11 protein-coding genes are annotated in these 13,301 nt (G+C 68.0%); 6 read left to right on the plus strand and 5 right to left on the minus strand.

Annotation, left to right across the window (positions count from 1 at the left end):
• Positions 1 to 30: 30 nt before the first annotated feature.
• The 3 genes from AB0J16_RS42855 to AB0J16_RS42865 are packed head-to-tail and all read right to left on the minus strand — an operon-like array spanning position 31 to position 3,523.
• Positions 31 to 1,506 carry a ferredoxin gene (locus AB0J16_RS42855; RefSeq protein ID WP_358446506.1) on the minus strand — a complete coding sequence of 492 codons (1,476 nt, stop codon included), beginning with the start codon at positions 1,504 to 1,506 and terminating at the stop codon, positions 31 to 33.
• Positions 1,507 to 1,561: 55 nt separating this feature from the next.
• Entirely contained in the window at positions 1,562 to 2,341 is a 780-nt protein-coding gene (locus AB0J16_RS42860) for a hypothetical protein (protein ID WP_358550906.1), read from the minus strand.
• 54 nt (positions 2,342 to 2,395) lie between these two features.
• Complete coding sequence (locus AB0J16_RS42865) at positions 2,396 to 3,523, minus strand: DUF1996 domain-containing protein (RefSeq protein WP_358550908.1); 1,128 nt, start codon at positions 3,521 to 3,523, stop codon at positions 2,396 to 2,398.
• A 15-nt stretch (positions 3,524 to 3,538) separates the two neighbouring features.
• Here AB0J16_RS42865 and AB0J16_RS42870 point away from each other — a divergent pair, with 15 nt between their 5' ends.
• Positions 3,539 to 3,757 carry a hypothetical protein gene (locus AB0J16_RS42870; protein WP_358550910.1) on the plus strand — a complete coding sequence of 73 codons (219 nt, stop codon included), beginning with the start codon at positions 3,539 to 3,541 and terminating at the stop codon, positions 3,755 to 3,757.
• A 149-nt stretch (positions 3,758 to 3,906) separates the two neighbouring features.
• On the opposite strand, the gene AB0J16_RS42875 is transcribed toward AB0J16_RS42870, so the two are convergent.
• Positions 3,907 to 4,548: a DUF4142 domain-containing protein gene (locus tag AB0J16_RS42875; RefSeq protein ID WP_358550912.1), complete on the minus strand. Its 642-nt coding sequence runs from the start codon at positions 4,546 to 4,548 to the stop codon at positions 3,907 to 3,909.
• A gap of 109 nt (positions 4,549 to 4,657) precedes the next feature.
• Between AB0J16_RS42875 and AB0J16_RS42880 the strand changes: the two genes are divergently transcribed.
• From AB0J16_RS42880 to AB0J16_RS42895, 4 genes are all read left to right on the plus strand, one after another.
• Positions 4,658 to 5,212 (plus strand): sigma-70 family RNA polymerase sigma factor, encoded by a 555-nt coding sequence (locus tag AB0J16_RS42880; protein WP_357949189.1) that lies wholly within the window; start codon positions 4,658 to 4,660, stop codon positions 5,210 to 5,212.
• A complete protein-coding gene (locus AB0J16_RS42885; RefSeq protein WP_225295840.1) occupies positions 5,212 to 5,409 on the plus strand; it encodes a zf-HC2 domain-containing protein in 198 nt (65 codons plus the stop codon). The genes AB0J16_RS42880 and AB0J16_RS42885 overlap by 1 nt, the downstream gene beginning before the upstream one ends.
• A gap of 84 nt (positions 5,410 to 5,493) precedes the next feature.
• The gene (locus tag AB0J16_RS42890; RefSeq protein WP_358550914.1) at positions 5,494 to 6,297 is read left to right on the plus strand and encodes a tryptophan 2,3-dioxygenase family protein; all 804 of its coding nucleotides are present in this window, start codon (positions 5,494 to 5,496) and stop codon (positions 6,295 to 6,297) included.
• Positions 6,298 to 6,335: 38 nt separating this feature from the next.
• Positions 6,336 to 11,207 carry an NAD-glutamate dehydrogenase gene (locus AB0J16_RS42895; RefSeq protein WP_358550916.1) on the plus strand — a complete coding sequence of 1,624 codons (4,872 nt, stop codon included), beginning with the start codon at positions 6,336 to 6,338 and terminating at the stop codon, positions 11,205 to 11,207.
• Positions 11,208 to 11,484: 277 nt separating this feature from the next.
• Here AB0J16_RS42895 and AB0J16_RS42900 read toward each other — a convergent pair whose 3' ends face one another.
• On the minus strand, positions 11,485 to 12,327 hold the full coding sequence (locus AB0J16_RS42900; protein ID WP_358550918.1) for an NAD(P)H-binding protein: 843 nt from the start codon (positions 12,325 to 12,327) through the stop codon (positions 11,485 to 11,487).
• Positions 12,328 to 12,425: 98 nt separating this feature from the next.
• Between AB0J16_RS42900 and AB0J16_RS42905 the strand changes: the two genes are divergently transcribed.
• Positions 12,426 to 13,229 (plus strand): helix-turn-helix transcriptional regulator, encoded by an 804-nt coding sequence (locus tag AB0J16_RS42905; RefSeq protein WP_358550920.1) that lies wholly within the window; start codon positions 12,426 to 12,428, stop codon positions 13,227 to 13,229.
• The last annotated feature ends 72 nt before the right edge of the window (positions 13,230 to 13,301 follow it).

The raw sequence follows: 13,301 nt of genomic DNA on the forward strand, positions 1-13,301 counted from the left end.
CTGAGCGCGCTCAGGCGGACGGGCCAGGGATTAGCCCGCCCGTACCGCTATGGACTCATTGAGGCGCAGGGCCAGCGCGGGGCACATGTCGACGGCCCGACGCGCCTCCTTCGCCATCCAGCCCGGCACGGTCTTGAAGGACGGGAAGCCGTATTCGTCCAGTTCCACGAATTCCGGCAGCAGGTGCGCGCACAGGCCGTGGCCCTCGCAACGGGTCCAGTCCACGTCCAGGCGGTACTCGGGCTCGTCCTCGTGCTCCGGGAGGGGCAGCACGCCGCGGACCGGCCGGCCGCAGGAGCCGTACTCCAGGTGAAGGGCGATGTCGCTCTCGAAGGCGTCCAGGGAGGAGAGGACGAACCTGGCGGTGCCGTCGGGGTGGAAGCAGGCCCCTCTCCGCTCGACGGCGCGTACGGTGCGGCGTACCGCGTCCGTGGACCCGGTGCCCTCGACCAGCGCGAGCAGTGCCCGCGCCACGTCGGGCAGCCCGAGGCGGCAGGGGCCGCACTGGCCCGAGGACTGGGCGGCGAGGTAGGCCGCCACCCGGGTGGTCTCGCCGAGTGGGCAGGTCGAGTCGCCGAGCGGGACGATGATCCCAGCACCCAGCTCGCTGCCCATCTTCTTCATGCCTTCGCGCGAGATCACCGCGGAGAGGGCGTTCTCGTAACTCATCCAGGCGCCGTGGTAGCCGCCCATGAGGACGCCGTCGCCGATCTCCGCCTCGCACAGGTCGAGGACGTCGATCAGCGGGGTGCCCGTGGGCGCTTCCACGACGGCGGGGTTGGTGGCGCCGCCGCTCACGCTGAGCAGGACGGTGCCGGGTTCCTTGGCGGTGCCGTACTCGGCGTACCCTTCGGGGCCGAACTCGGCGAGCAGGGCGAGCTGGGCGAAGGTCTCCGTGTTCGACAGCAGCGTGGGCAGGCCGTCCACGCCGCTCTCGGCGGCGCGCTTCTTGCGGCCGTTGGGGATGGCCACGTCGCCGTTCACGCCGCGGACCAGCGCGCCGCCCTCGCCCGAGATGAACCGCTCCTCCAGGCCGACCACCCGGATCTTCACGTGGCTCTCCTGGCCGCCCGCCACATTGGCGGCGCGGCGCTCGGCCACGGCGGCGGAGACCGACGACTCGGCCACCTCGCCGCCGGATCCGATCGCCACGACGACCTCGCGCGCGTGCAGGGCCTCGGCGGCGAGGACCGCTCCGTCGAGCACGAGGTGCGGGTTGCGGATGAGCATCATGGTGTCCTTGAAGCTGGCCGGCTCGCCCTCCGAGCCGTTGACCAGCACGACACTCTCGCGTGCCCCGGCGGCGTCGGCGACGGCGCGCAGCTTGCGGCCGACGGGGAACGCCGCTCCGCCTCGGCCGCGCATGTCGACCTCGTTCACCTGGGCGATCAGCGTCTCGATATCGCGCAACACCGGCTCGCCATGAAGCGTCCGGTGCGCCGGCAGGTCGATCCGCCTGGTGTGCTCCAGCCCGGCGGTCAGCCGGGCCGGGCCCACGCGTAACACGCGTGGGACTCTATGCGGGATCACTCTGGCGCCTCCTGGGCATTCCTGTGCGGTCTCATCCCGCCTCCCGGTACTTCCTGCGCGCCGCGTCGAGGCTAACCGGCGCGTTGACGTCCACCGGCCGCTCGACCGGTGAGGTGTCGACCTCCATCGTCTTCACCCATTCCGGCTGGAGAGCCGGCCTGAGCGTGGTGGCGAGCACTCGTACGAGCAACGCCCCACCGACCGCCGCGAGGCAGGCGATGTAGGACCACGCCACCCAGGGCGCCGGAGGACGGCCCGCCGTGAGGCCATGCATGATGGCCACGGGCCAGGACAGGTACGCGGTGGCATGGAGCGTCCGCCATATCCATGGCTTGGCCGTCACCGCGAACCGTCCTCGGACCATTCCCGACACAACGATGATCACCATCATGTCGAAGGCTACAGCGCCGAATCCCACATAGATACCGGCAATTGGGACCACTGTCGCGGCCAGTGGGGCATGCCCCAGACTGACCATGAGGGTGATGTGCGTGACCAGGTAGGCCATCCCGATCATCGCTGTGGCCCGGTGTGCCAGCTGTGCCCTGACCCTGTTGGACGGGGACAGGAAGACGCGTTCGGTGGTGAGCAGGCCGAGCCCGACCGTCGCGCTCAGCAGCACCAGGGCGAACACGCCCGCGTAGAACTCGAGGAAAGCCACCCCTTGGCCGAGCACTGACATCCCGCTGTCGGTCCTGGTCAGGGCGAACCCCGCCAGGACCAGCGCGGCCAGCACGGCGCTTACCCCGAACCGGACCCACCTGGAGTCCAGCTTGCTCGGAGCATGCCGGGGCAGTCTTCTGTGGAGCATCGATTCCCTCCATGGTCGTCGATTGAGGGTGCGACTCGGGAGGGCCGATCTACGTCAGCAACGACGTCCGCGGTTGATGCAGCTGACCACGAAGTTCATGAGCTGGTCAGACATCACGTTGGCGAAGTCTGCGTGATCGGTCACCGGATTGTGCTTCTGCTCAGGGAACGCGTCCACGGCGAAGGACGGTCCCTGTGGAACCGAGTACGTGAGCGACATGCGCAGCTGTGGGACGGCCTTCGTTCCCTGCGGGCAGGCGCCACCCTGGCCCGGGAACACGATGTGCGTGCGGTGGTTGGCGCTGTCGGTGTTCTGTCCGTCCCAGCAGCTTGGGAAGTCTAGAATACGGACGACCTGGCTGCCGCGTGGGCAGAGTGGATATTTGTTATTAGTGATGCGGTTCTGGAAACCGGTACACGTCCACGCGGCCTTCGCGTTCGCTCCGCCGTTCGTGGCCGCCTTCGCGTCACCGGTGATGATCCTCAGGAACCTCGGCATCGCGACCACCCTGGACGAGGCGTTGCCGCGGAACTGGAGGGTCACCTGGCGGGCCCGCAGGACCTGGCCGACGTTGCCGTCCTGGTCGTTGGTGTTGACGTCCACCTTGCGGTCGCGGAGCACCGGCCAGAAGTAGGTCGACTTGTCGCCGAACCGGCAGGTGGTGCCTCCCGCGGCGAGACTCTGGTCCGTCGAGAACCCGTCCGTCGTCAGGTTGCCCACGTAGTCGTGCAGGTGGTGAGCGCCGTTGCTCACGCCCGGAGCGACGATGAAGTTGTCAGGGTTGTTGTGCTTGTTGCCGTTCGTCCCACAGGCGGAGACGAAGGTGCCCCTGGAGCCGTTCCTACCGAACTGGGGGTTGGCGAGCTGGCCGCGGCCGACCTGGCGGATGTCGACGAAGTCCTCGACGAACGGGCCGAGGTCGGCGCACTCGCCCTCGTCGTGGTCGCTCTCGGTGGGGGAGGGGGACGCGGACGGGCTCTTCGTCGGGTTCTGGTTGTTGTTGTTGCCCCGGCGGCGGAACTGCTGCTGCTGGCCCTGGTCCTGCTGCTGCTGGCCCTGGTCCTGCTGACCCTGCTGGTCCTGCTGCTGCTGGTCCTGGTTGTTGTTCTGCTGGTTGTTGTTCTGCTGGTCCTGGCCGTTACCGGTGTCCTGCGTTCCCGGCTCCGGGGTCGGCGCGGCCAAGAGGGCTCCGCCGCCTTGCTGCTGCTGCTGACCCTGCTGCTGTTGCTGGCCCTGGTCCTGCTGCTGACCCTGGTCCTGTTGCTGTTGCTGTTGCTGGCCCTGGTCCTGCTGCTGACCCTGCTGGTCCTGCTGCTGCTGATCCTGGTTGTTGTCCTGCTGCTGGCCCTGGTCCTGCTGCTGTTGCTGGTCCTGGTTGTCCGGGGCCTGCCGCTGTCGCCGTTGTTGCGTCGGTGATTGAGACGGCTGCTGGTTGCTGTTCTGCTGCGCCGGATCGCAATGGTCCGCAAGCGCCGGACCGACGCCGATCACGGCCGCGGACACCAGGCCGCTGGCCATTACGGCCAGGGCGGACACGGCCGCGGCCGTGCGTCTGGATCTCCTCATTACTGTCTCCTCGTATCGACCGCCGTTGCGACGGGTGGAACCGGTGAGGGCGTGGGGGGCTCGGGAAGGTCGCCGAAGTCGACCAGGCCAGTGCCTTCCAGCAGCGTCATGTGCTTCAGCACCACCGTGTTGGCGGTGTTGGCGAACTTCCTGATCTCGGTATTGCGAGTCCCCGACCGCACCTCTGCCACGACGGCGAAGACCTTGCCGTGCGCGGCACGCAACAGGTTGGCGAAGTCCTTGTCGAAGGCGGGACCCTTCTCCGCGGACAGCTGGGCCATCCAGCTCTGCTGATCGGCATTGGCCACGTCTGGGATGGGCACGCCGAGTTTCGCGGCGAGCGCGCGAGTCGCCTCGTCCAGCTTCGTGTGATCTTCGACCAGGTGCCTCCCGGTCTCCTTCACGCTCGCTGACTCGGCGCGTGTCTGGGCCCATTGGCCAACAGGAATCTCCCAGAGGCCCGCCTGGCGTACTCTGACTAGCAGGTCGCGGTCCGCCGGCCCGAGAGGGCCGGCGGCCGACTGCGTGTACTGAGTGGATCCTGCGGAGCTTCCTGGCGGCAGGACCAGCAGGATCGTGACCGTGGCAGCCACTGCGAAGCCGCCGAACATGAGCAGTTCGCCGCGCAAAAGCCTGTGCATGATCGGAGGTACGCGGGCCTTCGGGGACCGGTTCACTCATGGGGTCCAAATAGTCAGAAATGACTGGAGTTATCGGAGTGGCTACCGGAGTGATAACGAAGGTGTAAAGATGTGCCCCGTGCTAGGTCATCTCGCCGGCAGGTTAGAGAGTGCGGATGCCGAGGCGGAACACCGCATTGCGGTGCTCTACCAGGAGTTCGGCGGCCCTCTGCTGCGCCACGTACGCAAGTCGACCGGGAACGATCTTCAATGGGCCGAAGACGTCGTTCAAGAGACGATCGTTAGAGCCTGGCGTCACTCGGCAAGACTGCAATGGGAGCCCAGCCTCATCTGGGCATGGCTACTGACAGTGGCCCGCCGTATCGTCATCGACGGTCGCCGGCGTAAGAGTGTTCGGCCTCACGAGGTCGAGCCGCCGGAAGTCGACATGCTGGCGGTGCCTGACGGCTCGGAGCGGGCGCTCTCGGCCATGGTGGTCGCTGACGCGCTGCGGAGCCTGTCGGACGAACACCGGGAAGTCATTGAGCAGACCTACCTTCGGGACCGTACGATAAGTGAAGCGGCGGAGATTCTGGGGATTCCGCCGGGCACGGTGAAGTCCAGGCTCTACTACGGGATCCGGGCTCTCCGTGTGCTTCTGCAGGACAAGGGGGTAGCCGGGTAATGCATGAAGGGGTGGCCGCCTACGTCCTCGGTGTCCTCGATGAAGAGGAACTAGAGGAGTTCGAGCGCCACCTCGACACATGCGCAAGGTGCCAGGCGGAGCTCCAGGACATGGCCGAGATTCCGAGCCGACTCGACGAGCTCAAACACCTGCCCTCAGCTGCTGAGGACGACCCGCCGATGTCGATGTCACGTTGACCTTTTTCCCCTTTTCGGGTGATATCGGTACGGCGAGGCGCGTACGCCCGGTCGAACAGACCGGGCGGCTTGGGGAGGTGTTCGGTGGGCATCGACGGTGATGCGGCCGTTCCTCCCGACAGGCGATTCGGCGAGGAGGGCGGCCGGCTCTCCTATGGCGGCTACCTTCGCCTGCCCGAATTGCTCGACCAGCAACGGCCTCAGTCCGAGGCGCCCGACGAGCTGCTGTTCATCACCATCCACCAGGTCTACGAGCTCTGGTTCAAGCTACTGCTGCACGAGCTGGAGGCCGGCCGCGAGGCCATGTTCCAGGGCGAGCTCTGGCAGGCCAGGCACGTGTTCCAGCGGGTGCACGCGGTGGAGCGGGTGCTGATCGAGCAGGTCGACGTGCTGGAGACGATGACGCCCCAGGACTTCCTGGAGTTCCGGGCCAGGCTCGCCCCGGCGAGTGGGTTCCAGTCGGTGCAGTTCCGCGAGCTGGAGTTCCTGTCGGGGCTGAAGGATCCGAGCTATCTCGGCCGGCTCAGGGACGCCGACGACGCCGAGCTCACCAGGCTGCGCCGCCGACTCGACGAGCCGACACTGTGGGATGCTTATCTCACCGCCCTTTCCCAGCGTGGGCTGCCGGTCTCCGACGAGGAGATCATGGGCACGCTGCTGGCCGTGGCGAGGGACCGCGGGTCGCACGACGACCTGTGGCAACTGGCCGAAGATCTGCTGACCCACGACGAGACCGCCGCCCAGTGGCGGACCCGCCACGTGCAGATGGTCGAACGGCAGATCGGCACCAAATCGGGCACCGGCGGCTCGACGGGAGCCCCCTACCTGCGAGGCAGGACCCGCCTGCACTACTTCCCACTGCTGTGGGAACTAAGGGCCTGGCTATGACAAGCCATGGCGAACCCTCACAAAGGAGTGAGAGCGAAATGCCGCTCGACGAGGCCAAGGATGAGCTGCTCCAGCGAGCCGCGCAACGATGCGCGGTGAGCAGCGACCATGTGAGCCCCGAGGACGCGCTGGCCTTCCTACGCGTCTACTACCGGCACATCGCGCCGGAGGACCTGCTCGACCGCAGCCCCATTGACGTCTACGGCCCGGCGATGTCGCAGAAGCAGCTGGCCGAGGTACGCCCCCAGGGCCGGGCCATGGTCCGCGTCTACACGCCGACCCTCGAGGAGAACGGCTGGGACCCGGGACACTCCGTGGTGGAGGTGGTCACCGACGACATGTCCTTCCTGGTCGACTCGGTGACGATGGAGCTGGCCAGGCATGACATCAACACCTACCTGGTGGTCCACCCGCAGATGCGGGTACGCCGCGACATGACCGGCAAGATGCTCGGCCGGGGCCAGGAGGACGTCACCGGCCAGATGCTGGTCGAGTCCTGGATGCACTTCGAGATCGACCGGCAGACCGACCCCGAGGTGCTCGGGCAGCTGGAGGCCGACCTTCAGCGGGTCCTGTCCGACGTACGGCAGGCGGTCGAGGACTTCAGGAAGATGCGGGGGGTGGCCGTACAGACCGCCGAGGACCTCACGCTGAACCCGCCGCCGCTGGAGCCCGCGGAGGTCGAGGACAGTCTCGACCTGCTGCGCTGGCTCGCCGACGGGCATTTCACCTTCCTCGGCTACCGCGAATACCGCCTGGAGCAGACCGACGAGGGCGACGCGCTGCGCGCGCTGCCCGGCGCGGCGCTGGGCATCCTGCGGGATGACAAGATCGGCTCCGAGAGCTTCTCCGTGCTGCCCCCTGAGGTACGCGCCAAGGCGCGCGAGAAGCAACTGCTGATCATCACCAAGGCCAACTCCCGGGCGACCGTGCACCGCGCGGCCTACCTCGACTACATCGGGGTGAAGCTGTTCTCGCCGGAGGGCGAGGTGATCGGCGAGCGCCGGTTCCTCGGCCTGTTCACGCACGTGGCCTACAGCGAGTCGATCTCCAGGATCCCGGTGCTCAGGCGCAAGCTCGCCGACGTGCTGGAGCAGGCCGGGCTGGCTCCCGACAGCCACGACGGCAAGGACCTGATCGAGATCCTGGAGACCTTCCCGCGCGACGAACTCTTCCAGACCTCGCTCGACCAGCTGCTGCCGATCGCGCTCGGCGTACTGCGGCTGCGCGAGCGCAAGCAGGTCAAGCTGTTCCTGCGCCGCGACGACTACGGCCGCTACATCTCCTGCCTGATCTACCTGCCGCGCGACCGCTACACCACCCAGGTGCGCTACAAGATGCAGGAGCTCCTGCTCAAGGCGCTGGGCGGCAAGACGCTCGACTACAGCGCGATGATCGGCGAGTCCGCCCTGGCCCGGCTGCATGTGGTCATCCGCGGCGAGCGCGGCAGGCAGCTGCCGCCGCCGGGCGTCGACGTGCAGGAGCTGGAGTCGCGGCTGGCCGCGATCACCCGGTCGTGGGAGGACGACCTGGCCACGGCGCTGGCGGAGCAGACCTCCGAGGCGGAGGCCCCCAAGCTGACCAGGCGCTACCAGTCGGCCTTCCCCGAGGGCTACAAGGCCGACTTCCCTCCGGAGATGGCCGTGGTGGACCTGCGCCGCCTGGAGGAGCTGGTCGGCGCCGACGAGAACGAGATCGGCCTCAACCTCTACGAGCCGTACGACGCGGCCGAGGGCGAGCGGCGGCTGAAGATCTACAAGCTGGGCTCGCCCATCTCACTGTCGCGGGCGCTCCCGCTGATCCAGCGGCTCGGCGTCGAGGTCGTGGACGAGCGGCCGTACGAGATCGACAGGGACAACGACCCCGCCACCAAGAACGCCTGGATCTACGACTTCGGCCTGCGCTACACGCCGAACGACGAGGTCGACAGGAAGGACTTCAAGCGGCTCTTCCAGGACGGCCTCATCGCGCTGTGGAAGGGCGAGGTCCAGGCCGACAACTTCAACGCCCTCGTCCTGCGGGCCGGACTGACCTGGGAGCAGGTCGAGATCCTGCGCGTCTACGCCCAATACCTGCGCCAGGCGGGCTCCGCCTTCTCCCAGCGCTACATGGAGCGGGTGCTGACAGGCAATGTACGGCTGGCCCGGCTGCTGGTGCGGCTGTTCGAGGCGCGGCTCGACCCCCGGCGCGGCGACGACGTGCGGACCGACCTGGCCGACGCGCTCAACGAGGAGATCCTGGGCGCGCTCGACGAGGTCGCCTCGCTCGACGAGGACCGGATCCTGCGGGCGTACCTGGAGATGATCCAGGCGACGCTGCGTACCAACTACTTCCAGACCGTCGGCGGGCGCCGCAAGCCGTACATCTCGCTGAAGTTCGACCCGCAGGCGATCAGCGTGCTGCCGCTGCCGCGGCCCAAGTACGAGATCTTCGTGTACTCGGCCCGGGTCGAGGGCGTGCACCTGCGTTTCGGCAAGGTGGCCAGAGGCGGGTTGCGGTGGTCGGACCGGATGGAGGACTTCCGGACCGAGATCCTCGGGCTGGTCAAAGCCCAGATGGTGAAAAATACCGTTATCGTGCCCACTGGGTCCAAGGGCGGATTTGTCGTGAAGCGTCCGCCGGTGGGCGGAGGGCGGGAAGAGCAGCTCGCCGAGGGCGTGGCCTGCTACCGGATGTTCATCTCCGGACTGCTCGACATCACCGACAATCTGGTCGACGGCAAGGTCGTGCCCCCGCCGGACGTCGTCAGGCACGACGGCGACGACCCCTACCTGGTGGTCGCCGCCGACAAGGGCACCGCGACCTTCTCCGACATCGCCAACGGCGTGGCCAAGGAGTACGGCTTCTGGCTCGGCGACGCCTTCGCCTCCGGCGGCTCGATCGGCTACGACCACAAAGCCATGGGCATCACCGCGCGCGGCGCCTGGGAGTCGGTCAAGTACCACTTCCGCACGATCGGGACCGACATCCAGACCACCGACTTCACTGTGGCCGGCGTCGGCGACATGTCGGGCGACGTGTTCGGCAACGGCATGCTGCTGTCGCGGCACATCCGGCTGGTGGCCGCCTTCGACCACCGGCACATCTTCATCGACCCCGACCCCGACACCGCTCGCAGCTTCGCCGAGCGGCAACGGCTCTTCGACCTGCCCCGCAGCTCCTGGGCGGACTACGACACCCAGCTGATCTCGGCGGGCGGCGGCGTCTACCCGCGTACGGCCAAGTCCATCAAGATCACGCCGCAGATCCGCGAGGCGCTCTCCATCCCCGCGGCGGTCGCCTCGATGGCGCCGAACGACCTGATCAGCGCCATCCTCCGGGCCCCCGTGGACCTGCTGTGGAACGGCGGCATCGGCACCTACGTCAAGGCGGGCACCGAGTCCAACGCCGACGTGGGCGACAAGGCCAACGACCCGCTCCGGGTCGACGCCGGAGACCTGCGCTGCAAGGTCATCGGCGAGGGCGGCAACCTGGGGTTCACCCAGCTGGCCCGCATCGAGTTCGCGCGCGGCGGCGGGCTGGTCAACACCGACTTCATCGACAACTCGGCCGGGGTCGACACCTCCGACCACGAGGTGAACATCAAGATCCTGCTCGACCAGGTCGTCCGCGACGGCGAGCTGACCGACAAGCAGCGCAACCAGGTCTTCACCTCGATGACCGACGAGGTCGCCGACCTGGTGCTGCGCGACAACTACGCCCAGAACGTGGTGCTGGCCGCGACCCGCGCCCAGGCCCCCGAGATGCTCCACATCCACTCCCGCTACCTGCGGCGCCTGGAGCGTGACGGGCTGGTCAACCGGGAGCTGGAGTTCCTGCCCTCCGACAAGATCCTGGCCGAACGCCGCCAGGCCCGGCTGGGTCTGACGGCGCCCGAGTTCTCGGTGCTGCTGGCCTACACCAAGCTGGTGGCCGACGCCGAACTGCTCGCCTCCGATCTGCCCGACGATCCGTACCTGGCTTCGTGGCTGGTGTCGTACTTCCCGTCGGCGCTGCGCGAACGGTTCCGGCCGTACATGGACGCTCACCCGCTGCGCCGCGAGATCATCACCACCACGGTGGTGAACGAGCTGGTCAACTCGATGGGCACCACGTTCATGTTCCGCTTCAGCGAGGAGACCGGCGCCTCGACGCCCGACATCGTCCGCGCCTACCTCGTCGCCCGCGAGGTGTTCGACCTGGCCAGCTTCCACCGCGCGGTGGAAGCGCTGGACAACAAGGCCGACACCTCGATCCAGATCGCGATGCTGCTGGAGGCCAGGAAACTGGCCGAGCGCGGCACGCGCTGGCTGCTCGGCAACCGCCGCCCGCCGCTCGACCTGGCCGGGTCGGTGAGCTTCTTCGTCAAGGGCGTGAACGGCCTGCTCTCCCACATCCCGAAGCTGCTCGCCGGACCCGACCTGGCGGCCTTCGAGGAGCGCCGCGACTCCTTCGCGGCCCGCGGCGTGCCGATGGAGCTGGCGGAGCGGGTGGCGGCCATGGTGCCCGCCTATTCGACGTTCGACCTGGTGGAGATCTCGTCGCTCACGGGGCGTCCGGTCAACGAGGCGGCGGAGGTGTACTTCGACCTCGCCGACCGCCTCCAGCTGGCCCTCCTCAGGGAGCGAGTGATCGCGCTGCCGCGTGACAACCGCTGGAACTCGATGGCGCGGGCGGCACTCAGGGACGACCTGTACGCGGCCCACGCCTCGCTGACCCGCGATGTGCTGGCCCACAGCACGCCTGGGCTGTCTCCGGAGGAGCGACTGGCCCGCTGGACGGAGGCGAACTCGGCGGCGGTCCACAGGGCCCGCCAGACGCTCTCGGAGATCTGGGAAAGCGACAACTTCGACCTGGCGACGCTGTCCGTGGCCCTCCGCGCCATCCGCACGCTGGTGGCCTCAAGCAGCCTTCCCCACAGCGAAGGTTGATCGCTTTTACAACCTTTTCGATCCTTTACGGCAGGCACGGTGGGCCCCAGTCGCCGCACGGCGCTGGGGCCTGTCCAGGGGCACGCTCCTCCGGTGGAGGTGGTTGAGCGCCGTTACGTGCGCATTCTTGGCCCCGGCCGTGGGCAGTCCCCACCCATCGCACAGAGCCGGACCCCCGTCCCGGGGCACGCTGCTCTGGTAGGGGTGGCTGGTCGCCGTGACATGCGCGTTCTTGGCTCCGGCCGTGGTCGCGCCTTACCCCCGGCCGGGGGTCTTCTCAGCCCTCGGACTCTGGTTGGTTTGTGGCTGTGAAGGCGTGCTTGTGGTCTTCTGTCCACTGGGCGAAGGTTCTTGGGGGTTTGCCGGTTAGGTCGGTGAATGTGGTTGATGGCGTTTCTGGGGTGTTTATGGCCGCTATGGAGTTTTGAACGAGTGACTCCACTACTTCCGGTGAGCCCCAGCGGGACAAAGCCTGGCGGTGAGTTTCCAAGTCCTGTAGGTGCCACTCGATCGTCCTGCCGATCACTCGCGCAATTGTGTTCATCTGGTCGCGTTGGGTAAGGGAAGCGGGGCCGGTCAACCTGTAGACGGCGTTCTCGTGGCCATCTTCTGTCAGGGCTTTCAGCGCGATTTCGGCTATGTCGGCTTCGTGGATGGGGGCGGAGTGGGTGTCAGGGAACGGACTGGTGACCTTGCCTTCCGCGATGATCTCCGGCGCCCATCCGAGGGTGTTGGTGGCGAAGGCGCCGGGCCGCAGGACGGTCCAGGAGAGCCCTGAGGCGGTCACCGACTCCTCCGCCACGCCGTGCATGCGGGCGATCGCGTCCGTGGCCGCAGGGTCCGCCAGAGCGGCCGACAGGAGGACCGCGTGGCGCACTCCGGCCTCACGGGCCTTCGCCAGGAAGGGGTCCAGCCCCTGCCGGTCGGCGTAGAGGAACATCCGGTCGACGCCGTCCAGCGCGAGTGCCGCACTGCCCGCGTCGACCACGTCCACGCCAGCGGGCAGGTGGGTGGCGGCGGGATTCTTGCTGGCGGCGCGGACCTGCTCGCCGGCCGCCAGGAGCTGCCGTATGAGACTCCGGGCCACGTGTCCACGGGCCCCGGTTACCAGGATCGTCATGCGGACATGCTGGTCCGGGGCCGTATCGGGCGGGTAGGCACCGCCAGGGCTGGGACTCGCGGTACCAGGCCCGGATGGGCTGGGTCATCATGGTTGGGATGAACAGGGAGGAACTCGGCGGCTTTCTGCGTAGCCGGAGGAGCCGGATCCAGCCCGCGGAGGTGGGGCTGGCGCCCGGCCCACGCCGGCAGACCCCTGGGCTGCGCCGCGAGGAGGTCGCGCTGCTGGCGGGCATCTCCGTCGACTACTACATCAGGCTGGAACAGGGCCGCGGCCCGCACCCGTCGGACCAGGTCCTCACCGCGCTCGGCCGGGTGCTGCGGCTGACGGGCGACGAGCACGACTACCTGCTCCGGCTGGCCGACCACTCCCCGGCCCGCGCCGAGCCCGCACGCGAGGTGCCCGCCTACGTCCGGCGCCTGCTGGACCGCCTCACTGACGTCCCGGCCATGGTGATCAACGCAGGCTACGACGTACTGGCCTGGAACCGCATGCTGGTCGCCCTGATCGGCGACCTGTCAGAGACGCCATCCCGAGAACGCAACACGCTGCGCTGGCTCTTCGGCAATCAGGCCACGCCGCCCGACAAGCTCCAACTCGCCCGCAAGTGCGTGGCCGACCTCCGAGCCACCGGCCGCTACCCAGGGGACGCCGACATCAGATCCCTGGTCGACGACCTGAAAGAGCGCAGCCCTTATTTCGCCGAGCTGTGGGCGACCCGCGACATCGAGATCCAGCGCACCCTGACGAAGCACATGACCCACCCCATCGCGGGCCCCATCGAACTCGACTGCGACTTCCTCCCCATAGCCGGCGCGGACCAACGCCTGGTCCTCTACACCGCCGCCCCCGGAACCCCCTCCCACAAGGCCCTCCAACGCCTACGAGAGACCTACGCGTAGCCACCACCGCTCCTGCCGCCACAGTGCGGAAGGCCACGGCCAAGAAGACGCACGTCACGGCGCTCAGCCCCT

This window comes from Nonomuraea sp. NPDC049750 (genome assembly GCF_040659625.1).
In the GTDB taxonomy this organism is placed as follows: Bacteria; Actinomycetota; Actinomycetes; order Streptosporangiales; family Streptosporangiaceae; genus Nonomuraea.